We start from the raw sequence: 23910 nt of genomic DNA, 5'->3' as shown, positions 1-23910 counted from the left end.
AGGTGGATAACCATGTTTAAAATTGATGCTCTGGGTAAAGCGTGTCCATTACCAGTGATAGAAACGAAAAAAGCACTGCGTGAACACGAAGTTGTACAAACGTTGGTAGATAATGAGATTGCGACACAAAACTTAAAGAAAATGGCGGAACAGCTTGGCTACATTTATCAAATGAATCAAGATGCTCCGAGTCATTACACAGTAGTTATCTCAAAGGCAAATGCTGATCTGACTGAGGAAGAACCACAAGCAGCGGAAATGATCGCAACTGTCGATGATTATATCGTCGTGGTTGATACTAACGTAATGGGGCGCGGTTCAGATGAATTAGGGAAAAATTTACTGAAGGGCTTCATTTATTCATTAACGGAACAAGATGTGTTGCCAGAAAAAGTGATTTTCTATAATGGCGGTGTCCATTCCGTTGTGGAAGGCTCCGATTCACTTGAAGATTTGCAGAGTTTGATTGAAAAAGGTGTGGAAATCTATGCTTGCGGTGCGTGCTTAAACTTTTATGAGTTGACTGCTTCCATCGGTGAAGTAACGAATATGTATCGTATCGTAGAAATGATGCGACAAGCACCAAAAATCGTTAAACCTTAAAGGCTGTCAGCTTTTAATCACGCGATAGTGTGATTAGCTAAATGGTATACGGCTTGAAACTAGGATGAACTTTTCCAAAGAAAAATAAATCCTCTATTATGAAAAGGAGCAGTTTTTATGCAGACATACGGTGTTGCTTTATTTTATTCAACCCGGGAGGCCATGAAAGCTGAGGAACTCGCGAAGGAAGCCCAACTTGCCGTTCGAATCATTCCAACACCGGAAAAGATTCATGCTAGTTGCGGCTTTTCTTTGAAATATCCGTTGGTCGAGGAAGATGTGTTATCTTCATTGCTTACAGATGCAAAGATCGCCTCAGAGGGTTTTTATCATGCTACCCAAGAAGGGTTGAAGACAGAATACAGGTTGGTTCAGAAAGGATAGGCAGATGGCAAATATTGTGATTGGAACAGCAGGGCATATTGACCACGGAAAAACGACTTTGATCAAAGCGCTGACCGGAATCGAAACAGATACGACGAGCGAAGAAAAGAAACGCGGGATGTCGATCAATTTAGGTTTTGCTTATTTGGATTTGCCAAATAAAAAACGTGTAGGGATCGTGGATGTGCCAGGACACGAAAAATTTATCAAAAATATGGTGGCTGGTTTACCAGGCATCAATTTAGTATTGCTTGTGATCGATGCAGCGGAAGGGATCATGCCGCAAACGAAAGAGCACATCGATATTTTGACATTATTGGGAATTCGAGACTTCTTGATCGTATTGACGAAGGTGGATACTGTCGATCCTGATTTGAAGGAGCTGGTTGTTGAAGATATTCGTGAACAATTGGCAGATACACCGTTGGCGGAAGCGGATCTGATTGAAACAGACGCAGTGACCGGAACTGGGATCAACGAGTTGTTGGCAAAAATTCAAGAGCATTCAGAAGAGGTGCAGGAGCGCTCAGGCAGTGGTTCGGCTCGTCTAAATGTGGATCGTGTTTTTAGTGTAAAGGGATTTGGAACAGTTGTAACTGGAACGCTACTGGATGGTTCCATCAATACTGGAGAAGATTTATATCTATATCCGAGTCAGAAAAAGACACGTGTGCGAAATATCCAGGTTCATGAAACGGATGTAAAAAATGCGCATTCTGGACAACGAACGGCATTGAATCTGGCAAATATTGCAACCGATGAAATCAAAAGAGGGGACGTACTCTCTGTTTCAGAAAAGTTGGAAGATACTTGGATGCTGGATGTAAAAATTACCTGTCTGCCTGAAGTAGAGGGTGGAATCGGCTTATGGGATCGGGTTCGTCTGTTAATCGGTACTCGAGAGGTAATGGCACGGACAGTCCCATTAGGCGTTGATTGGATCGGACCGGGTGAAGAGGGCTTCTTGCAGTTGCGTTTAGAAGAACAGGTTGCGGTTAAAGAGCGGGATCGGTTTATCTTACGTTCTTACTCTCCGATGTATACCATCGCTGGTGGTGAAATTCTAGATGCGGCACCACATAAGCATCGTCGTTTCAAGGTAGAGATTCTAGAAAGTCTGAAGGCCAAAGAAGAGGGCAGCCTAGACGAGTTGATCGCGGATTTCATGGTCAATAAGAAACAGCCGTTCACTAAAGAAAAGGATCTGCAGGAATACTTGGGTGTTGGAGTAGAGGAGCTGCAGCCAATTTTAACTGAAATGGTCTCAGAAGGTCGAGTAATTGAAACCAAAGTCGGATACTTGGCTCAAGCCAGCTACCAAAAATTAGCAGATCGCTCAGCAGAACTTTTATCAGCATATCACAAGCAATATCGTCTGCGTTTTGGGATGCCGCTGGAGGAGTTTCGTTCGCGGATGCGAGGTCTGTTAGCGGAAAAAGAAATCTCTGTTTTGATTACATTGATGAAAGAAAACCTAGTCAAAGAAGCAAATGATAAAATTGCGTTAACTGATTTTGAAGTTACATTTAACAAATATCAGCAAGCAGCAAAAGAAAAAATTGAGACAGCCTTAGCTAAAAATGGGTATACTCCGGTTAAAAAAGACGAACTATTTGATTTGGATAAAAATGCGGAGGAAGTCTTAGAAGCGTTGAATGGGGAAACCGTGGTTTTCTTGACGCATGAATATGTATTACTAGGAAAAATATTTGATCAAGCAGTCAAAGAAATTCAACGCTATATTGCTGAGCATAAGCAAATGACGTTGGGTGATTTTCGGGATCTGACGAATTCCAGTCGTAAGTCGTCAATGCTGATCTTGGAATATATGGATAAACAAGAAATCACTAAGCGAGTGGACAATTATCGTATATTAGGGGAGAAGGGAAAATAAATGAATATTTACCTGGATAATGCCGCGACGACTGCTCAAAAGCCTGTTGTCGTGGCAGAGGCGATGACACAGATTCTAACTGGCGAGTACGGCAATCCTTCTCGAGGTGCTCACGGCTATTCATTGGCGGGCTTCCGTGTGGCAGAAAAGGCACGTAATCAAATCAAGGAGCTCTTTAATGCTGATCAGCGTTATGAAGTTGCGTTTACTAACAATGCTACAGTTTCTTTAAATGAAGTCTTGAAAGGGTTAATTCGCGCGGGTGACCATGTGATTACGACATCGTGGGAACATAACTCCGTTTTACGGCCGCTGTATCAGTTGGAAGCTCAGGGGGCCAGCTTTGATGTAGTGTCAAGTGAAGCAGTGACAGGGCGTCTGAACTATGAGGAGTTTGCTGAAAAGCTCTGCCCGGAAACAAAAGCTGTCGTCTGTAATCATGCGAGCAATGTGACAGGGAATCTTTTGGACTTGAAATGGGTCAAGGATTTTTGTGAAGAACATGGACTTTACCTGATAATTGATGCTTCGCAAACTGCTGGACTCATTCCTATCGATCTTAGTGACGGGAAAATTGCGGCATTATGCTTTACTGGGCATAAGTCGCTTTATGGTCCGCAAGGTACTGGCGGCGTTTGTTTATTAAAGGATTTGCCTATAGAACCCGTAATCACTGGCGGAGATGGGATGCAGTCCTTTTCCAAAGTGCAGCCGAAAGAGTTGCCGACACTATTAGAAGCAGGAACGATAAATATTCCTGGTATCGCGGGTTTAACCGCTAGTGTTCAGTGGCTGATGAAAAAAGACTCTTCAGAAAAATTAGGAGACTATTTTTATCAAGAGCTGCAAAAAATTGAAGGATTAACAATTTATGGGGATTTCAGCAGTCCGCGTGTGGACGTTTTTTCAGTCAATATTAAAGACGCTGAGTCGGCTATTGTTAGTGATCTGCTGTGGGAAGAATATCAGATTGCTACACGTCCAGGCTATCATTGTGCCCCACTGATGCATGATGCCTTGGGAACAGCGGATCGCGGGACGGTTCGTTTATCATTTTCAACTTTTACCACTAAGGCTGAAGTCGATACAGCTTTGGAAGCATTAAAAAATCTGGCGTCACGCTAAGAAAGCAGGTGGCTTATGTCAAAAGAGATTCAGAATATTTTAGCAAGTTTGCCTTCCGTGGATGTTTTATTGAAACAGATTGATCCAATTTACCCTCATGGAAAAGCGAAAGAAGCAGCCCAACAGGTTGTAGCAAGTCTTCGAGAAGCCGTGGTCGATGGCAGCAGAAAAACGGTAATCGATCAAAAAGAAACCGTGGAAATGATCCACAAGCAATTGGAAGAGAAGCAGTTTTCATTGCGTCGAGTGATCAATGGAACCGGAACTGTGATCCATACGAATTTGGGGCGCTCTTCATTAAGCGCGAAAACACAAGAACAATTATTGGCGACCAGCTTTCATTACTCAAATCTAGAATTTGATTTGGAAAGCGGCAAACGCGGCTCTCGTTATAGTCATTTGGTTTCTATCGTGAAGAAGCTCACAGGAGCGGAAGATGTCTTGGTTGTTAATAACAACGCGGCTGCGGTCTTGTTAGTTTTGAGTACACTGACGCAGGAAAAAGAAGTTTTGGTATCTCGCGGTGAATTAGTTGAAATCGGCGGGGCCTTTCGGATTCCTGATGTGATTACATCAAGCGGCGGAACAATCGTAGAGGTTGGGACAACCAATAAAACACATTTAACCGATTATGAAAAAGCGTTGACTGAAGAGACTGGCGCGGTCTTGAAAGTCCATACCAGCAATTATCGAATCGTTGGTTTTACAGAAAGCCCGGCATTACATGATTTAGCAGAATTAGCCCACAAGAATAATTTGCCGTTGATCAATGACTTAGGCAGCGGGTTGCTGTTAGATATGCGGCCTTTCGGGTTACCTTATGAACCAACCGTAAAAGAGGCTTTAGATCAAGGCTGCGACATTGTGACCTTTAGTGGTGATAAGTTATTAGGCGGTCCTCAGGCGGGAATCATTGTCGGTAAAAAAGAATATATTGAAAAAATGAAGAAAAACCAGTTGTTACGAGCACTACGGATCGACAAGATGACCTTGAGCGCGTTGGAGGCCACCTTGGCCTTGTATCTTGATGAAAAAGAGGCGCTGAAATCTGTGCCAACGCTACAAATGATTGGCTTGAGTGAAGAAGACTGCTTAGGGAAAGCCGCTGAACTTGCGGCAATGCTGCAAGCAATTACTGAGTTAAGCGTGAAGATTGAAAAAGACAGCAGCAAAATTGGCGGCGGATCGTATCCGGAGCATTTGTTGCCAACTTATGCGGTTGTTCTAAGCAGTGAACGTTTTACTGCGGATGACTTGCAAGAGAAGCTACGTTTAGCAGCGACACCAATCATTACACGGATAAAAAATGATTGCAATTTCTTAGATTTGCGGACGATCGCATTAGATGAATTTCCGCTGATTCAAGAAAGCCTGCAAGCTATTTTTAAATAAATTGAAGGAGGTAGGACTATTCAACCACAGAAGCAGTTAGTTGCCGTGTCTCATTGTGTTTTAAATCAAAATGCCGTGATCCATGGTTGGGAACGGGCTCGAGGTGCTTTTCCGTTTGCGATCGAATTATTGAGGCAAGGGATTGCATTGATTCAGCTGCCGTGTCCTGAATTTATCGTGTTGGGCGGTGATCGGCCACCAATGACGTATGAAGAATACCGAGATTTGCCGAACTATCGGCAAAAATGTCAAGAGCTGCTGCATCCGATAATCCAGCAGATACAAGCTTATCAGGCAGAGGGCTATCAATATCTTGGCATTATCGGGATCAATGAAAGTCCGAATTGTTCGATTAGCGGACAACGGGGTGTGTTGATGGAGGAGTTCTTTTCAGAGTGTGAGAAGGCTCAGATCGGCACCAGCTTTTTAGAAGTGCCGACTTGGTACAGTGAGGACGCTCAAGGTGATTTTGAAGAACAGTTGCAAGGATTTTTAGAAAGAGGGGTAAAGAAATGAATAGTAAAGCAAAAGTGATCGCGATGTGCGCCATTGCCGTAGTTTTAAATGTGGTGTTAGGTGAAGCGGTATCGATGATGAAAATTCCGTTGTTGTTCTTAGATACGATGGGAACAATTTATATTGCGGCAAATTTTGGTATGGGGTATGGAATTTTAACAGGTGTGACAACGAACTTATTGATGGGATTTTTTAGCGGACCGTTATCGATTCCGTTTGCCTTGGTAAATGTAGCCGTAGCTATCGTTGTAGCATTATTGGCGAAAAAAGAGTTTGGCTATAAGCAAGCGTTGATTGCTGGGGTCTTATTAGCCTTTATTTGTCCAATGATCGGTGCACCGATTCGCTTAGCGCTATTTGGCGGGTTTACTGGATCGGGAACAGATATTGTGATTCTGGCGCTTAGAGCTTCGGGCAAGGAAATGATCAGTGCGACGTATTGGGGTGCTGTAATGGGCAATGTGGTCGATAAAATCGTATCGTGTTTGTTAGTTGCTTGGTTTATCAAGCTGCCGCAAATGAAGCGTTTCGCCGTAAAATGAGCGTGATTAGATTCTACGACTAAGGTGCTTAGTCTGGAAATTTTAAAGTGAGCTAGCTGTCAACGAAAAAAAGTTGAGGCTAGCTTATTTTTTTGTTTGTGATTAGGTTTGAAGAAAGAAGTATTGCTATTCTGAATGATTATGCTATCCTTTAGGTACTATTATTTGAGAGGAGGGATTTACACATGGTTTGTATGTCAAAAATAACGATGAATCAAGACAGCTTACGATTCCACATCAGCTTTTGTCATACGCTTACCTTTAAATCAGTGATCAAGGGGACCGTTTGCCCAAAAACACTAAAATTTAAAGAGAATACATGACCATGTGGCAGAATCCCGATTTTTTTGGAATTTAAATAATAACAAGGTCATGTTTGGATTTGTCCATACATGACCTTGTTTATGTTTCTGCTATGGTCTGGATCAAGGAGACGAAGACGATGCTGATTCAAGTAAACAATATTACTAAGAATTTTAGTACGAAACCAATTTTTAAAGGATTAACGCTTGCGATTCATTCCGGTGACAAAATAGGATTAGTAGGTATGAATGGCTGCGGCAAGAGTACGCTATTACAGATATTGACGGGGGAAGAAGGGATCAGTGAAGGAACAGTCTCACGCCAAAAAGGATTGACGATTGGCTATGTTCCACAAAAATTATCTACTAGCGATAAAAAGGTCAAAGAGTATTTACTCGACAGCTTTGAAGAAATCGCAAAATTGGGTCAAAAGCTGCATCAAATCGAAAAAGCGATGACTGATCCAGAGGCAGACATCGCAGAGTTATTAACTAAATATGGCCGTTTACAGGAAAGCTATGAAGAAGCTGGCGGGTATACGCTGGAGGATCGGATTTCTGGCACATTAAAAGGTTTGGGTGTTGCGGATAAACTAGAGGTTCCGCTTTCTGCCTTGAGCGGCGGTCAGCGGGTTCGCGTAGAATTGGCGCGAGTCCTTACAGAGCCGGCAGAGGTATTATTATTGGATGAACCGACCAATCATCTGGATATCGCGGGGATCGATTGGCTAGAAAGCTACCTGAGACATAGTAAACAGGCCTATCTGGTGATCTCGCACGATCGAGAATTTCTCGACCAGGTGGTTGATCGGATCGTTGAGATCGAAGGTGAACAGGCTGTCAATTACCCTGGTAATTACAGTAAATTTTCCCAGCTTAAGCAAGAAAGGCTCGTCCTGCTGCAAAAAAATTACGATCTGCAGCAAAAGGAGATCCAGCGGCTGCAGCGAATGAGCGCTCGTTATCGTCAATGGGGCAGAGAAGCAGATAATGAGGATTTTTTCCGCAAAGCCAAGGAGATTGAGCGTCGAATACAAAAGCTGAAACAAGCGCTGTTAGAGCCGCCAAAGTCTGGAAAAAAACGTCTACAGCAGGTTGCGCAGGCGAATCGTTCAGGAAAAGAGGTCCTAATTGCAGAGGGGATTGGGAAGATAGCTGGCGAGCGTATTTTATTCACTGAATCTGATTTTACTATTTATCGGCAAGAGAGACTGGCTCTTATGGGTGCTAATGGCAGCGGAAAAACAACCTTGATTCGCTGCTTGCTAGGAGAAGAATTGTTGGATGAAGGAATGATCAAGCTCGGTGCGAGCGTCAAAATTGGCTATCTCCCGCAAAAATTGGATTTTGCGGACCGGACGCTGCGCATTTTAGATTATGTTCGAGGTTTTCTAGCAGAAGAGCAAAAGGCACGGCGTATATTGGCGCAATTTGGTTTTTTCGCTGAGGATATCTCAAAACGAATCCAAGATATTTCCGGCGGTGAGCAGATGCGGCTGTATCTGCTGAGACTATTCCAGCAGAAAATCAATTTTTTGATTCTAGATGAGCCAACCAATCATTTAGATATTGATGGAAAAGAAGAACTGGAAGCGATTTTAGCGGACTTTGAGGAAACATTATTGGTAGTTTCTCATGACCGATACTTTTTACGAAAGGTTACTACCGGTCAGCTGCTGATTGAAGAGGAAGCGATCAGAAAGGGACCGCAATACAACTGAATTTCTATTTTGAAACTGGCTAGTATCACTAAATAATAGTGATGCTAGTTTTTTTAGATGACAAAAATGTTAGATGAAATCAAGTTGTTTCAATGGTTGATTTTTAAGAAAGTTTGTATAGTGACCTTAGAAAATAATAAAGGAGCACTGAGTCATGAAAAAATTTTTAATTGGTTTTATTAGTTTAATCGTCATCGCCTTGGTTGGCTTACAAATAGCAGATAAAGTTGTAAAAGGCGGGGACGATTATTATGTTCAAGTCACTACAGATGGTGAACGTATTGATGGGAAGGACAGTAGTGGCAACCCTTATGTCGATTATAAATACTCGTTGCCTGGCTACGATAAGGATGGTACAAAAAAGCAATTAGAATTCAATGCCGCAAAAGATCGTCCATTGCGTCGTGAGGCCTTTCTTAAAGTCACCTGGAATAAGAAAAAAGGCGTTACCTCTTATGAAGAGGTTCAACAAAAGCAATTGCCGAAAAAGGCGGCAGAAAAATTAGGCGTTTAGTTTTCTTTAATAGCCGGTTCTTGAAACCGAGACAGGAGTGAAAATATGGAAAAAATTGTATCAGTAAATGAAGTAAAAAAAACCTATGGTAAAGGCAATCAGAAAAAAACACAAGCCTTAAAAGGGATTTCTTTTGAAGTAGAAAAAGGTGAATTCGTTGGGATTATGGGTGCATCTGGCTCAGGTAAATCGACATTACTAAATTTATTAGCGACTTTAGATAAACCGACGGACGGAAAAATTAGAATCAATCAAGCCGATGTCACAAAATTATCTGGCAATCAATTAGCTGATTTCCGTAGTCGTGAAATTGGTTTTATCTTTCAAGATTTTAACCTTTTGGAAAATTTGACTGCTGCAGAAAACATTGCGGTGCCTTTGTCCCTGCAAGGAGTGAGCAGCAAAGTGATTCATCGCCGGGTGACAGAGGTCGCAAAACGATTGTCTATCGACAGTATTTTGACCAGCTATCCTGCGCAAATCTCCGGCGGGCAGAAACAACGAGTCGCCGCTGCACGAGCACTGATTACTCAGCCAACGATTTTGCTAGGGGATGAACCAACTGGTGCGTTGGATTCAAACAGTGCCCGAGATTTATTAGACACGATGGAAGAGCTGAATCAAAAGGATCAAGTGTCGATTCTTCTTGTGACTCATGATCCATTTTCTGCCAGTTATTGCCGCCGTATTCTATTTATCAAAGACGGTGTGATCTACCAAGAGGTCAAACGTGAAAATCAAACGCGGGAAGCTTTTTATCGTCAGATTTTAAGTATTCTCGGTAACTTGGAACAGTAGGAGGAATTCGATGTTTTTAAAACTATCACTTACTGGAATCAAAGGCCGTTTGAGAGATTATGTCGTACTCTTTTCTGGGCTTGTCATGGCTTCCGGGATTTTCTATATGTTTGAAGGTCTGGCTACTAATAAGACCTTTTTAGAAAGTAATTCGATGATTTCATCGGTGGTGATGATCTTTCATCTGGGAACGGTACTATTATCGATCATTACCTTTGTTTATATTCTGTATGCTAATTCCTTCTTGATGACGATGCGGCAAAAAGATTATGCCATGTTCATGATGCTTGGGGCAAAAGGCCGTAAGATCGCACAATTGATTTTTATTGAAACCGTTGTGGTGGGTGTCGGAGCAACCGTGATGGGGATTGTGTTGGGAATCGGCTTGAGCAGTATTGTACAGCAGATGCTGGTGAAACAGCTGGAAATTAAAATCACACATTTTAGCGCGGTTAATACTACAGCAGTGCTGTTTACGATCGTATTTTTTGTAGTTATTTTCTTATTGGCTGCTTTAGTCAATGCGATGACGATCGTAAAGAAACCAATCTTGAGCTTGCTGAAGGCGAGCGAGACGCCTTTGCCGGCTAACCGCAAACCAATAACTTTAGTGATTGAAGTTATTGCTGGCGTCCTCTTCTTAGGAATTGGCTATTTTATGATGACACAAGTGATGAAATTAGCCTTTTTAGCATTGATCATTGCGTTGATCACGATTGTTTTAGGGACGTATTTTGTTTTCCACTCTATTTTGATCTTTGTATTAGATGTATTGAAAAAGCGCGATAGTATCGCCCTGAAGAAGTTGAACAATTTTACTTTATCCCAGTTAAGTTTTCGCATTCAAGATTACACGAGAATTTTGTCGATGGTAGCGATGCTCTTTGCGTTGGCTTTAGGAGCGATCACAGTTGGTTTGGGTTTTCATAACGAGATCATGAAAATGACTGAAGCGACCTCGACCTATGATTTGGTCTTGAACAATGGACAAAACTTTAGTGACTCCGATTTTAAGAAAATCCATCCATCCTCGGAGACGATTTATCAACAAAAAGAGGACGCAAATACTGTTTATTATGATCGTTCGCAATTTGATCAGACTCCTTTAGCAGTGAAAAAATTTACGTCGAACCGCCAAACTAAGGTCGTTCGATATACTGGAGAACAACTGGCTAATGATTTAGCTGCCTCAGATCAATTACGTTCGTTAGAATTACCTGAACAGAGCGCGAAAAAGCATCAATTTTTGACGAATGAGGAGTTCTCGGCGTTACCAATGAAAGCTGCTGAGCTGCGCGTAATCACGGTAAAAGATTTTGTGAAGGATAAAGAGGCATTGAAGGAGTTGGCCAATGAGAATTTCAGTAAAAATCCAACTTTAGATAAAAATATGGGAAGTATGAATCAAAAGTCATTGGTTTATGAGCTGTACAATGCGTTATTCTCAGGCTTTGAATTTATGGGCTTCTTCTTAGGAATCGCCTTTTTAACAATGTTGGCAAGCTGTCTGATGTTTAAGATTTTATCTGGTGCGAAAAGCGATATTCAACGCTATAGTATGCTGGAAAAAATCGGTGTGCGTCGGAAGCTGTTGAAGCAATCCATTCGTAAAGAGATTGGGATTTTATTTTTAGTCCCCGGGTTATTAGGCGTAATACATGTCTTGTTTGGACTACAATTATTCACGACACTATTAAGTGAGTCCTACAGCAACATTTGGCTGCCATTCCTGATATTCTTTGTCCTATACTTTATTTATTATTTATTGACTGTATGGATTTATACAGGAATCGTTATGAAACGAGAAGACTAAAAAAAGTATAAAATTTCCGCATGAATCAATCGCTTTGCAGCAGATATATCCATGTCCGGCTTCACGAACTAGCTCTATTGGCAATAAGCAAGAATATTTCGAAATTTGAGAAGCAAATTAGAAATATTTGGTCTTATGGCTCAAAAGCTGAGCAAGTTCGCGAAGCCTTTCTTTTTGAGTAAAATCATTCTTCAATATATGCCAATAGATCTCCTGGTTGGCATTCCAGGACTTTGCAGATTTCATTGAGCGTCGAAAAACGAACAGCTTTCGCTTTCCCTGTTTTCAAAACAGAAATATTGGCATTGGTCATTCCAACCCTTTTCGCTAGTTCACCAGAAGACATCTTTCTTTTTGCCAGCATAACATCTAAATTTACTTGTATCATTGTGATTGCTCTCCTTTCACGATCTAGCTTTAGATGGTCAATTCATTTTCTTCAGCGATCATATTCGCTTTTTCTAAAATTTTGGCTAACGCCCAAACGATTGATGCACCTACGATATAGGTTAAATCAATAGCAGCGCTGTCGATGGCAAAGCCTTGCATTGAGGCATAGATATCAGGAAGACAAGAAGTCACAGATAAAAGCAATAGGATGCCGGCGATTTTTTTAGCGGTACTAACATTTGTGCGAACAAAAATCTGATCCATTTCAAGATTTTTGAAAAAGCTTCGAACAAAGTAAAAAAGAATACCATACAAGAGAATATTAGCAATCAGCAGTAAAAGAAAAATAGGCGAGGATAGAATGTCAAAAGTATAGGCTCCAAAAGGGAGACTATTGATACTGACTGTTGATAAATCTGGAATAGAAGTGAAATTAAAAATGACGATTAGGATTGCCAGACCCCCAGCTGCAACCACCATTATCCCAATAAAAAAACTAAACAACCATTTCAATACTTTAAAAATACCTTTTTCTGAATTCATTTTGATACACTCCTTTTTTGTTTAACTTGATGAGTTAACTATAAAGTACGAATTAAACTAAGTCAATATATTTTTATCGAATTTCGATAAAAATATATTGATTAAATAGATGCTCGTTTTTTGTGGCAGCTTCTTTAAATGAATAAAAGGGCAAACAGAAAATCAATAGATGTTATTTTATGGATAATTATTAAGATTATGAATTTTTTGTGTCTTAGGAAATTTTCATGTGGGTTTAAAAAACTAGGAAAAAAGCGGATCATTCGTTAAATTTTGAAAGAAAACACGCGATTTAGTTTAAAAATATAAAGTTTCTGCGGTGGCTGTAAATAAAAATGCATATTTTTTAAATCTGATCTATAGTGAGAACGGGTAATTTAATAGAGAAAGAAGTGTTCTGGATGAACCGGGTAAAAAAAGCTTTTACCAACCGTTGGCTGATTTTATTTACAGCCAGTCTGCTATTTTGGGCGAAGACAATCTTAGCCTACTATGTAGATTTTTCGTTAGGAGTGGAAGGGTCTGTTCAATACTTCATCCTGTGGATCAATCCAATCGCTACGACTTTGCTGCTGTTTGGAGTGTTCCTTTATGTAAAAAAATTTAAGTCGGCACTGATCGTATTATTTTTAATGGATCTTTTGAATACGTTGATCCTTTATCTGAATGTGATTTTTTATCGGGAGTTTACGGACTTTGTTACGATTAAATCGATTTTAGGATTTTCCAAGGTGTCTCAAGGAATCTCAGGCAGTTCCTTTGCGTTGATGAAAGCTCATGATATTTTTTATTGGGCAGACTTACTAATATTCTTAGGAATTCTGATCTATCTTTTCGCTAAACGAAAAGAAATCACCAGCAAGCCGGTCAAAAAGACCTTTGCGGTGGCGATAAGCTGTTTAGCAGCATTGACCTTTTCCGTGAATCTATCGTTGAGTGAAGCCAATCGCCCACAATTATTGCAGCGGACATTTGATCGTTCTTATATTGTGAAATATTTGGGGTTAGATGCTTTTACTGTTTACGATGGGATCAAAACCGAACAGACAAATAGTATTCGCGCCCATGCCTCAAGCAACGGGTTAACCGATATTTTGAAATATACGAAGAGCCACTATGCGGCACCTGATCCAAGTAAATACGGCATTGCAAAGGGCAAAAATATCATCGTGATTCACTTGGAAAGCTTTCAACAATTTTTGATCAATATGAAGGTCGATGGACAAGAGGTAACACCGTTTTTAAATAGCTTGGAAAATGACAATAAACAGACTTTAGCCTTCGATAATTTCTTCCATGAAGTTGGTCAAGGAAAGACCAGTGACGCGGAAAATATGTTAGAAACTGGAACGTTTGGGCTGCCTCAAGGATCATTATTTACTCAGCTTGGTTCAGACAATACCTTCCAAGCTGCACCAGCGATTTTAAACCAAGAGGCCGGTTATACGAGTGCTGTTTTTCATGGAAATGTTGGCAGCTTCTGGAATCGCGATCACGTTTATAAAAATCTCGGCTATCAAAATTTCTTTGACCGCTCCTATTTCAATCAAGCAGATGAAAACTTAGGTTATGGAATCTTAGATAAAGAGATGTTGAAGGAAACAGTCGGCCATTTAGAGCACTTACAACAACCGTTTTACACGAAGTTTTTGACTGTAACTAACCATACACCCTACTTGACTGACGATAAGCATTTCAATTTTCCAGCATTAAAAACTGGAAACAGTACGGTCGATGATTATGTGCGGACTGCGCACTATTTGGACGAATCATTGCGTCAATTTTTTGACTATCTAAAAGCTTCAGGAGTTTATCAAAACTCGATGTTTATGATTTACGGCGACCATTTTGGGATATCTGATAGTAATAATAAGGATTTGGCAGCAGCGCTAGGTAAAGACCCAACGACTTGGGATAAATTTGATGATGCACAAATGCAGCGCGTGCCTTTGATGTTCCATATTCCTGGTTACACTAATGGCGGTATTCAGCATCAGTATGGCGGTGAAATTGATGTCTTGCCAACCTTACTGCACTTGATGGGTATCGATAATAAGAAATACATTCAATTCGGTACGGATCTATTTTCACCGCAACATGATCAAACTGTTGCCTTTCGTAACGGGGATTTTGTTTCACCAAATTACACGGAATTAGGCGGAGAGACGTATGACAATAAAACCGGTGAAAAAATCGATCCGAAGGCCATGAAGATTGAATCAGAGATTGATAAAGAACAAAAGCAAGTTAAACAGGCCTTGAGCTTATCTGATAAATTGAATCAAGAAAATCTTTTACGGTTCTATACGCCAGAAGACTTCACACCGGTTGATCCGCAGAAATATGATTATCATGATCTCGATAAGAAAAATACAGCAATAGAACAGCAGCAAGGCAGCAAATCAACGAGTCTGTATTCGAAAAACGGCAACAAAACAACGGCGGCACTTTATCCGCCAATTCAATAGCGAGGAAGAAGTATCCTTAGGTGGATGCTTCTTTTTTTGCAAAAACGGATTCGATTCCCACACATTCCCGCCAATGCTGTATCAATTCAATAATTGGGTGATTATTTGATAAAAAAAGTGTGACAAAAGCAAAATTGTTAAATCATAGAAGGTATCTTTTAAAAAGCTAGGCGCATGTTCCTTTAAGTTTCTCAGCATAATAATCATCCTTTCGCGTGTTCTATAGGTATGAGGGTTACCATAGATAGTGAAGCTTATTGCCGGCTTAAAGAATCCTAAGAAAGTATAAACTGTCTATCAATTCGGCTAGGGGAATATGTTTGATTCGGAACCTATTTCAGCTTAAAATAGGCATATAAAGAGAAAAGGCAGGATTCTTATGGCTATGGTTGAGAATTTTATTCAAACTTTTTTCCACCCGATCGTATTACTATTGGACGTTTTATCAATTGCGATTATTATCATCGGAGCGATTCTTGCTTTTTTTAAGCTGCTTCAGCCTGGAAGCAAAAAAGATTTTTCCTCTGTTTTGCAAAAGAACAAATACATCAAGGCCTATTTAGGCAGTTATATTTTACTGAGTCTAGAATTTTTAATCGTTGCGGATATTATTGAGACAATTATTAATCCAACTTTTCAGGATATTCTCAAATTAGGTTTGATTGTTGTGATCCGAACCATGATCTCCTATTTTTTAAATAAGGAAATCAGTGAATTTTCTGATGAACAGACCAAATGAGAGGAAAAGGCAGACTCATTTCTTGTCAAATAATTTAGTAATTTTAAAAAAGAGAGAAGTATCCAAGAGAAGGCTGTTTCTTTCTTTTTTCTTTGCGATTTGTTATTGATTCCGGCTCAAAGGAATGGTATGATTGTTTTGTTTCGGGAGTGGATGGGTTCTGGTGTTCCCTCTGGTCTTCAAAACCAGTATGAGGAGTTAGGAGCTTCTTGGGTGGGTTCGATTCCCACACATTCCCGCCAATATAGCCTAATAAGTCGATAAATGTTTGTACAGAAGAAATTCTTTCTAGCATTTATCGTTTTTTTTACGGCACTTTTTTATCTGGATCTACTAATGAAAGGCCTCGACAGTTCGTAAACTTTTCAATAGGGATAAATTTTTTGAACAAAGTGAAATTTCTATTTCATTAGAGGAGAGATTGGGGACAAAAAAATACAAGAGAAAATTCTCTTGTATTATCAGTTCTAGAGATGAGCGAAATACTCATCGATAGAACTCTTTATTTTCTCAAAATCTTGAGATAGAAATAATTTTGCAGGCACTCGAATTATCGGAAGATTGTTTTCATTATCAAAAAGCAGGTCTGATATTGAACACCTCTATCTGGTAATAAGATTTAAAAGCGGGAGAACTAGAAATATTGGAAGAACCCCTTTTAGTAAAAAATCGATCACTAGGGGCAGTTGGCTGGAATCAATTTGAACCCTAATATTTCCTGATGCTTTCGTGGTGTTGAGATCAAATATTTTTTCCTGTTTTGAATATGTGCCGCAAACAGGGCAAACAAATTTGTAAAAGGTAGATTGACTTTTTGGTGTAGATTTTTTTATGCGGACAGCACCTTGGACCCGTTTTTTTGTTTCAGGTCCGGATAAAGTATAGGATTGTTCGCAAGAAATACATTTGAAGGAATGCTTTGCATCCTCAGAGTAGGTAAGTCTATGAATTTGCACTAAAAGTCGGATTGCTCTTGAAAAAAAGTTAATTGCTAATAGTGAAAATAAAAGAATTCCGATAACTAGCATGGCTTGCTCCTTTAAGTATATTGAATAAATTTTATCATGAATCGGTTGGCATCCGCTCATTCACTCAGTCTATCAATAAGAGGTAAGAATTACTTTTCGATTATATATCTTCGTCGTAGGACGACAAATAAATTGTAGACATAGTAGGGAAGTGTCGCAAAAAAGCCAAAAATAATAATAGCTTGAATTGTAAACATAAAAAAGACAATTGCCAAAATTTTCGTCTTCTTCGATTGTTTTTTTATAAAGGTAATGAACAAAAGAATTCCAGATAAAGCGGAACCAATTAAGTAACCCCCGAAAAGTATTGAGGCTATAAAATATAATACTTTTGAAAAAGATGATTGCTCAATTGAAGGATCTAGGACCATAAATATAGCCAGAATACTATATAAAAAAGCACCAACAACAAAAGCAATCGAGGTATAAAGCAAGTAATTTTTTCTTTCATTGTAAGTCATTGTTTCGCTCCTTAAGTTGTTTTATTAAGAGTAGCACGATTAAATTGAAGGGACAATCAAAAAAATACAGTAACCGAAGCTACTGTATACATTTGTTATCTAAAAAATCACCTTAAAACCAGCCACACAAATTGGATTCGCATAATAGTAATTTATTGTTTGAGCAGAACGCATGAGCATCCGTGTAAATTTTGTCCATAAAAGATTAATTTCCTTCTATTACGAAAAGTATATCAGACAAGAGCTGAAGGATGCGGATCAAGTTCAATCCTTTACATAGTTTTTACTCACTTTTTTATTGACCAATCGATTGTCAATGGTAGTAAATAGCTGTATTGAAAAGGTGATGATTAAAATCGATAGTGTTGCAAAAAGTCCGTCAATGGGACTTAGGATATAAAAATTCAAAAAGACAATAATGAGGTTTGTTAACAATAGCCCAAGATGGCTTGGAATTTTGAAATATTTTTCAATAATAATAGGCGGGATCGTAACCCCTCCATTAGACGAATTAAATTTATATAGATAAAATACCCCTAAACTGAATAAGGAACTGCCGATTATAAGAGAAGCGGTATAGGATAAGAGCAGCTGATTTGTAGGAATAAAACTTAAATATACAGGGAAAAGCAAGCTCCCAAGAAAAATTTTTGAAAAGAGTTGTTTGTCCAGCAGCAGATAAGTCAATAAAAGCATCAAAAGGTTGATTAGCCAAACAGTGTAGCTGCTGTTAAAGGTGAAATGTACTTCTAATAAATGACCAATTGCGCCGACTCCAGCAGATGCGATGTTGTGCGGCAGCAAAAAGAAATTTAATGCTAGAGAAATAATTGTGACTCCAATCGAGATTCTAATTAGATAGACTATCTGTTTAATGATCATCACCCTCTTCTTAATCGTTGAAATAACTATAGCATTTCACAAGAAAAGGCTACGCTCATCTTTTTCAGCGATGTATGAAATTTCTGCGGAAGACGAAAGGAAAAATTAACGGATAGAATTCTCTTTTCCATTACTATATAATCGTACTCAGGATTGAAGGAAGGAGTGATTCTAAACGATGAAAGAATACAGGTTTGAATCAAAAATCTATGCATCAGAAGTCGGTAAAGGCGGAGCGTACATTATTTTTCCTTACGACATTCGCGAAGAGTTTGGCAAAGGGCGCGTGAAGGTTCATGCGGCTTTTGATGGGGTTGAGTATCAAGGAAGTATTGTAAATATGGGTGTAAAAAATGAAGATGGCAGTATTTGCTATATTTTAGGCTTACGAAAAGATATCAGAAAAGAAATAAAAAAGGACATTGGTGATACCGTAACCGTCAATGTCGTTCCTATTGAGTAAGCTCATTCTTGTAAAAGCTACCTGTCCATTGGTTGGATAGGTTTTTCTTTTTGACGAATCCTGTCAAGTTGTATGGAAAAGACCTCAAATCGGAATATTTGTTCGGACATATATGGCGCTGGGTTAATATTTCTGTTACTCTGTATACAAAGAGTAACAGAAAGAAAGGATAAACTATGAATCAATCGAAATATCAAATGATCGCTGATGAATTGAAGTCAAAGATTTTATCAGGCGAATATGAAGAAAATACCACCATTCCTCCAGAGCTGCAGCTGCAAAAGGATTACCAAGTCAGCAGACACACGATTCGTCAAGCCATTGCATTGTTGGCAAACGAAGGCTTCCTTAGAAAGGAAAAAGGCTCGGGGACTTATGTGGATGTGAAATATAAACGGACAGAAAGCAGCTATTCAGGGCATAAGACCATCGGCGTAGTTACAACCTATTTATCTGATTATATTTTCCCTTCGATCATTCGCGGCATCGAAAAAAAACTGCGGGAGAAGGGCTATTCTTTATTGCTAGCAAGTACGAATAATGATTTTCAGCAGGAAAAGGAATGTATTGAGAAAATGATCACTCAGGGTGTGGAAGGGCTGATCGTTGAACCAACGAAAAGTAATCAATACAATCCCAATCTCGCTCTTTATGTCAGGCTGAGGGAACAGGGGATTCCTATGGTGATGATCAATGCTGTTTATGAAGAGATCAGCGCACCGTTCATCTGTGTGGATGATGTTCAAAGCGGCTTTCTAGCTACCGAACATCTAATCAAAAAAAAGCATAAAAAATTGATGCTGATCACAAAAATTGACGACCTGCAGGGCAAGTATCGAATGAAAGGGTTTATCAAAGCGTGCGAGCAATCTGGCATTCAATTTGCTCCTGAGGATATCCTCACTTATGAGACAGAAACTAGAAAGCAAGTAGTTGATCAAGCACTAGCTCGTTTAAAGTCCGAACCGCAAATTACCGGGATCGTTTGCTATAACGATCAGATTGCCAGCAGTTTACTCGACCGCTTGAGTGAGAAGGGAATCAAAGTTCCTGACGAGCTTTCCGTGGTTGGAAATGATAACTCTGCTTTGAGCAAAATCGGCAGTGTAAAACTGACTACCTTGAATCATCCAAAAGAGCAATTAGGTCTTGATTCCGCGAATTGGATCATCGAAGCGGTCGAAGAAGGGCGCGAACCGGAGAATATCCTTTATACACCAACACTAATTGAACGAGATTCAGTGAAAGAACACGAATAAAAAGCAGCAGCTCATTTCGGTGAGCTGTATTTTTTTTGTCCAAACAGCCATACATGTACGAACAAAAATTTAATATTTTGTTGACATGTACGTACATAAATTGTATGATAGCGATATCAAAGAAAGAACGAAGGAGGAGATTCCTATTAAAACGAAGGAAATGATTGCAAAAACCAAGCTGGATATCATGGATGGACGGACAGCTTTAGGGATTGAGTTTGGTTCTACTCGAATCAAATCGGTCTTGATTGGCTCTGATTTATCGCCGATCGCTGCCGGCAGCTTCGAATGGGAAAACACATTGGAGAATGGGATCTGGACGTATTCCTTAGAGGATATTTGGAAGGGCTTACGCGTAAGCTATCGCAAAATGGCTACAGAAGTATTTGAAGAGTACGGCGAGACCTTGACTACGATCGGCTCAATTGGTTTTAGCGCAATGATGCACGGTTACATGGCTTTTGACCAGCAGGAGGAATTACTAGTTCCCTTTAGAACATGGCGAAATTCGATCACTGCTGACGCGGAGAAGCTGCTGACGGAAGCCTTCGAATACAATATTCCGCAACGCTGGAGTATCGCTCATCTGTATCAAGCGATCTTAAATCAGGAGGAGCACGTCGGAGAAGTTCACTTTTTAACTACCTTAGCAGGCTATATCCATTGGCAGATGACCGGACAAAAAGTATTAGGTGTTGGCGATGCTTCAGGAATGTTTCCAATTGATACGGAAACTAGAAATTACGATCAAAAGATGCTTCAGATTTTTGATGAGCTGACAGAGGGAACGGCCTTTACACAAGATTTGAACAAAATCTTGCCAAAAGTTTTACTGGCGGGCGAGGAAGCCGGCACCTTGACTCAAGAGGGTGCGTATCTTTTGGACCCAACAGGAACTTTGCAGGCGGGAATTCCTCTTTGTCCGCCAGAAGGAGATGCTGGGACTGGAATGGTGGCGACCAATAGTGTTCGCCAAAGAACCGGAAATGTTTCCGCAGGAACTTCTGCATTTGCCATGATCGTTCTAGAGGAAAAGCTAAAGACTGTTCATCCGGAAATTGATTTGGTAACGACACCAATGGGTGACTTAGTGGCAATGGTTCACACAAATAATTGTTCCTCTGAAATCAACGCATGGGTCAATCTGTTTAAAGAGTTTTCGGAATCATTGGGATTAGATGTCAGCGGGGAGAAGCTTTACACGATGCTATTTGAAAAAGCCCTCGAAGGTTCTCCAGATTGCGGCGGGATGCTTTCTTACGGGTATTATTCGGGAGAGAACATTACTGGTATGAATGAAGGTCGTCCCTTATTTGTCCGGACACCTGAGAGTCAGTTTGATTTAGCGAACTTTATGCGTCTGCACCTTTCCAGTGCATTTGGCGCAATGCGAATCGGAATGGAAATTTTGAAAAAGGAAAATATTCAGATCGACAAATTAGTTGGGCACGGAGGCATTTTTAAAACACCTGAGGTAGGACAAAGAATTCTAGCTGCAGCCATGGAGGCGCCTGTCACAGTTATGGAAACGGCTGGTGAAGGAGGCGCTTGGGGAATCGCTCTGCTAGCAGCCTATCAGGCGGAGGAAGAAACCGTCTCATTGGCAGATTTCTTGGAGAAAAGAGTGTTTGCCGAAAGTGAAGGCGTGACACTGGAGCCTAAAGAGGAAGATTTGCAGGGCTATAGTGAGTTTATCGAGCGGTATGAAAAAGGATTGACGATCGAAAAAGAAGCGATCAATGCATTGAAGTAAGGAGCGATTTTTAAATGTTAGAGCAATTAAAAGAAAAGGTTTTTCAGGCGAATCTGGAATTACCTAAGCAAGGATTGATCAAATACACCTGGGGAAATGTTAGTGCCTTCGATAGAGAAACTGGTTATTTTGTGATTAAGCCAAGCGGCGTGGATTATGAAGAAATGAAAGCCTCTGATATGGTGGTGGTCGATTTAGACAATCAGGTGATCGAAGGAGAACTGAATCCTTCTTCAGATACACCAACACATGCGGTTTTGTACAAGGCATTTCCTGAAATTGGCGGCATCTGCCACACCCACTCGACCTGGGCAACGATCTGGGCACAGGCAGGGTTGGATTTACCAGCGATGGGAACCACCCATGCTGATACATTTTATGGCACTGTACCTTGCGCGAGGTTCTTAACACAGAAGGAAATCGATGACGGCTATGAGCATGAAACAGGAAATGTCATTATTGAGACCTTTAAAGAGCGGGACATCGATATCATGGAAGTGCCCGGCGTTTTATTGCATGGACATGGACCATTTACTTGGGGGAAAGAGGCCAAGAGTGCAGTCATGAATGCGGTAGTTTTGGATGAGGTAGCCAAAATGAATTTGTTTGCCCGTCAGTTGAACAGCTTTGCAGAAGAGCTGCCGCAGCGAGTTTTAGACAAGCATTATTTAAGAAAACACGGAAAAAACGCCTACTATGGGCAAGGAAAATAAAGTCAATCATACGAAAAAGGAGCGAACAGATATGTTAGCAGTTAGTAAAAAAGAATTTTGGTTTGTTGTCGGATCACAGCATTTATATGGAGAAGAAGCGTTAAAAAGCGTTAAAGCCGACGCGGAGGCAATCGTCAAAGGCTTAAATGACAGCGGGAAAATGAAGTATCCAATCGTGTTGAAGGAATTGGCAGTCACTTCTGATACAATCACTAAAATCATGAAGGAAGTTAACTATCGTGACGAAGTAGCAGGTGTGATTACTTGGATGCATACCTTCTCGCCAGCAAAAATGTGGATTCGCGGAACCAAATTATTGCAAAAGCCTTTGCTGCATTTAGCAACACAATTCAACGAAAGTATTCCATGGGAGACGATCGATATGGATTTCATGAATTTGAATCAATCCGCTCATGGGGATCGTGAATACGGCTTTATCAATGCACGTTTGAAAAAGCAAAACCAAATCGTTGTCGGTTATTGGCAAGCAACGAGTGTTCAAAAGCAAGTTGCTGACTGGATGGATGTTGCGGTAGCTTACAATGAAAGCTTCAATATCAAGGTCGCTCGTTTTGGCGACAATATGCGAAATGTAGCTGTGACAGAAGGAGACAAGGTCGAAGCACAGATTCAATTTGGCTGGGTAGTTGATTACTTTGGTATTGGTGACCTGGTGCAGTACGTGGATGCTGTTAAAGGCGAAGAAGTCGATGCTTTGTTTGCTGAATATAAAGAACTGTATGATTTCGATTACGGGGATTATGATCATGAAACTTGGGAAGCGCGTGTCAAGGTGCAGGCGAAACAAGAAATTGGTATTCGTCGCTTCTTAGAGGCTGGCAATTATAATGCCTTTACATCGAATTTTGAAGATTTATACGGCATGCAGCAGCTGCCTGGACTAGCAGTTCAACGCTTGATGGCAGAAGGCTATGGCTTTGCTGGTGAAGGAGACTGGAAAACAGCGGCGTTGGATCGCTTAATGAAAGTCATGGCTCACAATCAAAATACCGGCTTCATGGAAGACTATACGTATGAATTGGCTGCTGGAAAAGAAGCGATTTTGCAATCTCATATGATGGAAGTCGATCCGACACTTGCAGTGAACAAGCCTAAAATCGTCGTTTCGCCTTTATCAATGGGAGACCGTGAAGATCCGGCACGTTTGGTTTTTGATGGAAAAGCAGGCGACGGTGTCGTAGTATCCATGGCAGATTTTGGTACACATTACAAATTGTTGATCAATGAGGTGGAAGCCTTTGAACCAACTGAAGAAGCACCGAAATTGCCAGTTGCTCGTGTGCTTTGGAAAGTAAAACCAAACTTCCATGAAGGCGTAGGTAAATGGATTGAAGTTGGCGGCGGACACCATACTGTCGTGTCGTTGAATCTAACGACAGAACAAATCATTACTTGGGCAAAATTAGTTGATTTGGAATACGTAACGATCAAGTAACGCTTGAAATATTGGTCTGGAAATCCCGGACCAATATTTTTATCACCTAATAAAAGTAAAAATCACTATTAATTTTCAAAAAGGTATTTACATCTCTGGCATTTAAAGGTATATTGTACTAAAATAATAAAAGTAAAAATGACTAAAAGGA

At 40.3% G+C, this 23910-nt stretch carries 23 protein-coding genes and 1 tRNA gene; 19 read left to right on the top strand and 5 right to left on the bottom strand.

The window, feature by feature from the left end:
* Nucleotides 1–12 precede the first annotated feature (12 nt).
* The 11 genes from yedF (at nt 13) to JZO85_RS16885 (ending at nt 11604) form a co-directional block, all read left to right on the top strand.
* The gene (gene yedF, locus JZO85_RS16935) at nt 13–603 is read left to right on the top strand and encodes a sulfurtransferase-like selenium metabolism protein YedF (protein ID WP_207109697.1); all 591 of its coding nucleotides are present in this window, start codon (nt 13–15) and stop codon (nt 601–603) included.
* Nucleotides 604–720: 117 nt separating this feature from the next.
* Nucleotides 721–987, top strand: coding sequence for a putative Se/S carrier protein (locus JZO85_RS16930; RefSeq protein ID WP_207109696.1), 267 nt, complete (start codon nt 721–723; stop codon nt 985–987).
* A 4-nt stretch (nt 988–991) separates the two neighbouring features.
* Entirely contained in the window at nt 992–2881 is a 1890-nt protein-coding gene (gene selB / locus JZO85_RS16925) for a selenocysteine-specific translation elongation factor (RefSeq protein ID WP_207109695.1), read from the top strand.
* A complete protein-coding gene (locus JZO85_RS16920) occupies nt 2882–4006 on the top strand; it encodes an aminotransferase class V-fold PLP-dependent enzyme (RefSeq protein ID WP_207109694.1) in 1125 nt (374 codons plus the stop codon). It begins immediately after the preceding gene.
* Nucleotides 4007–4021: 15 nt separating this feature from the next.
* Nucleotides 4022–5398: an L-seryl-tRNA(Sec) selenium transferase gene (gene selA / locus JZO85_RS16915; protein ID WP_207109693.1), complete on the top strand. Its 1377-nt coding sequence runs from the start codon at nt 4022–4024 to the stop codon at nt 5396–5398.
* The gene (locus tag JZO85_RS16910) at nt 5399–5914 is read left to right on the top strand and encodes a CD3072 family TudS-related putative desulfidase (protein WP_347401805.1); all 516 of its coding nucleotides are present in this window, start codon (nt 5399–5401) and stop codon (nt 5912–5914) included.
* Nucleotides 5911–6456, top strand: coding sequence for a CD3073 family putative ECF transporter S component (locus tag JZO85_RS16905; protein ID WP_207109691.1), 546 nt, complete (start codon nt 5911–5913; stop codon nt 6454–6456). Before JZO85_RS16910 ends, JZO85_RS16905 begins: the two co-directional genes overlap by 4 nt.
* A 442-nt stretch (nt 6457–6898) precedes the next feature.
* Complete coding sequence (gene abc-f, locus JZO85_RS16900; RefSeq protein WP_207109690.1) at nt 6899–8479, top strand: ribosomal protection-like ABC-F family protein; 1581 nt, start codon at nt 6899–6901, stop codon at nt 8477–8479.
* Between the two features lie 154 nt (nt 8480–8633).
* Nucleotides 8634–8993 carry a YxeA family protein gene (locus JZO85_RS16895; protein WP_207109689.1) on the top strand — a complete coding sequence of 120 codons (360 nt, stop codon included), beginning with the start codon at nt 8634–8636 and terminating at the stop codon, nt 8991–8993.
* A 45-nt stretch (nt 8994–9038) separates the two neighbouring features.
* On the top strand, nt 9039–9791 hold the full coding sequence (locus tag JZO85_RS16890) for an ABC transporter ATP-binding protein (protein WP_207109688.1): 753 nt from the start codon (nt 9039–9041) through the stop codon (nt 9789–9791).
* A gap of 10 nt (nt 9792–9801) precedes the next feature.
* Nucleotides 9802–11604, top strand: a complete 1803-nt coding sequence (locus tag JZO85_RS16885) for an FtsX-like permease family protein (protein ID WP_207109687.1) — start codon at nt 9802–9804, stop codon at nt 11602–11604.
* A 184-nt stretch (nt 11605–11788) separates the two neighbouring features.
* On the opposite strand, the gene JZO85_RS16880 is transcribed toward JZO85_RS16885, so the two are convergent.
* Entirely contained in the window at nt 11789–11992 is a 204-nt protein-coding gene (locus tag JZO85_RS16880) for a helix-turn-helix domain-containing protein (protein WP_207109686.1), read from the bottom strand.
* A 29-nt stretch (nt 11993–12021) separates the two neighbouring features.
* Nucleotides 12022–12537, bottom strand: coding sequence for a DUF2975 domain-containing protein (locus JZO85_RS16875; RefSeq protein ID WP_207109685.1), 516 nt, complete (start codon nt 12535–12537; stop codon nt 12022–12024).
* Between the two features lie 401 nt (nt 12538–12938).
* Between JZO85_RS16875 and JZO85_RS16870 the strand changes: the two genes are divergently transcribed.
* From JZO85_RS16870 to JZO85_RS16860, 3 genes are all read left to right on the top strand, one after another.
* The gene (locus JZO85_RS16870) at nt 12939–15005 is read left to right on the top strand and encodes an LTA synthase family protein (protein WP_207109684.1); all 2067 of its coding nucleotides are present in this window, start codon (nt 12939–12941) and stop codon (nt 15003–15005) included.
* A 379-nt stretch (nt 15006–15384) separates the two neighbouring features.
* Complete coding sequence (locus JZO85_RS16865; protein ID WP_207109683.1) at nt 15385–15744, top strand: DUF1622 domain-containing protein; 360 nt, start codon at nt 15385–15387, stop codon at nt 15742–15744.
* Nucleotides 15745–15889: 145 nt separating this feature from the next.
* Nucleotides 15890–15986: transfer RNA gene (locus tag JZO85_RS16860), tRNA-Sec, on the top strand.
* Between the two features lie 360 nt (nt 15987–16346).
* Here the strand turns inward: JZO85_RS16860 and JZO85_RS16855 are convergent.
* From JZO85_RS16855 to JZO85_RS16845, 3 genes are all read right to left on the bottom strand, one after another.
* A complete protein-coding gene (locus JZO85_RS16855) occupies nt 16347–16772 on the bottom strand; it encodes a hypothetical protein (protein WP_207109682.1) in 426 nt (141 codons plus the stop codon).
* 89 nt (nt 16773–16861) lie between these two features.
* Entirely contained in the window at nt 16862–17233 is a 372-nt protein-coding gene (locus tag JZO85_RS16850; RefSeq protein ID WP_207109681.1) for a hypothetical protein, read from the bottom strand.
* A 264-nt stretch (nt 17234–17497) separates the two neighbouring features.
* Nucleotides 17498–18112: a YitT family protein gene (locus tag JZO85_RS16845; RefSeq protein ID WP_207109719.1), complete on the bottom strand. Its 615-nt coding sequence runs from the start codon at nt 18110–18112 to the stop codon at nt 17498–17500.
* 181 nt (nt 18113–18293) lie between these two features.
* Between JZO85_RS16845 and JZO85_RS16840 the strand changes: the two genes are divergently transcribed.
* The 5 genes from JZO85_RS16840 to araA all read left to right on the top strand — a co-directional run bounded on the left by JZO85_RS16840 (nt 18294) and on the right by araA (nt 23759).
* The gene (locus JZO85_RS16840) at nt 18294–18578 is read left to right on the top strand and encodes a DUF1905 domain-containing protein (protein WP_207109680.1); all 285 of its coding nucleotides are present in this window, start codon (nt 18294–18296) and stop codon (nt 18576–18578) included.
* A gap of 176 nt (nt 18579–18754) precedes the next feature.
* Complete coding sequence (locus tag JZO85_RS16835) at nt 18755–19837, top strand: GntR family transcriptional regulator (RefSeq protein WP_207109679.1); 1083 nt, start codon at nt 18755–18757, stop codon at nt 19835–19837.
* Nucleotides 19838–19997: 160 nt separating this feature from the next.
* A complete protein-coding gene (locus tag JZO85_RS16830; protein ID WP_207109718.1) occupies nt 19998–21590 on the top strand; it encodes a xylulokinase in 1593 nt (530 codons plus the stop codon).
* A gap of 14 nt (nt 21591–21604) precedes the next feature.
* Nucleotides 21605–22303: an L-ribulose-5-phosphate 4-epimerase gene (locus tag JZO85_RS16825; protein ID WP_207109678.1), complete on the top strand. Its 699-nt coding sequence runs from the start codon at nt 21605–21607 to the stop codon at nt 22301–22303.
* A 31-nt stretch (nt 22304–22334) separates the two neighbouring features.
* A complete protein-coding gene (gene araA / locus JZO85_RS16820) occupies nt 22335–23759 on the top strand; it encodes an L-arabinose isomerase (RefSeq protein WP_207109677.1) in 1425 nt (474 codons plus the stop codon).
* The last annotated feature ends 151 nt before the right edge of the window (nt 23760–23910 follow it).

Origin of the sequence: Candidatus Enterococcus murrayae, from assembly GCF_017315985.1 — a bacterium.
GTDB classification, from domain to species: domain Bacteria; phylum Bacillota; class Bacilli; order Lactobacillales; family Enterococcaceae; genus Enterococcus_A; species Enterococcus_A murrayae.
The sequence above is the reverse complement of the archived record's forward strand: the minus strand, read 5'-3'. Positions and strand labels throughout refer to the sequence as shown.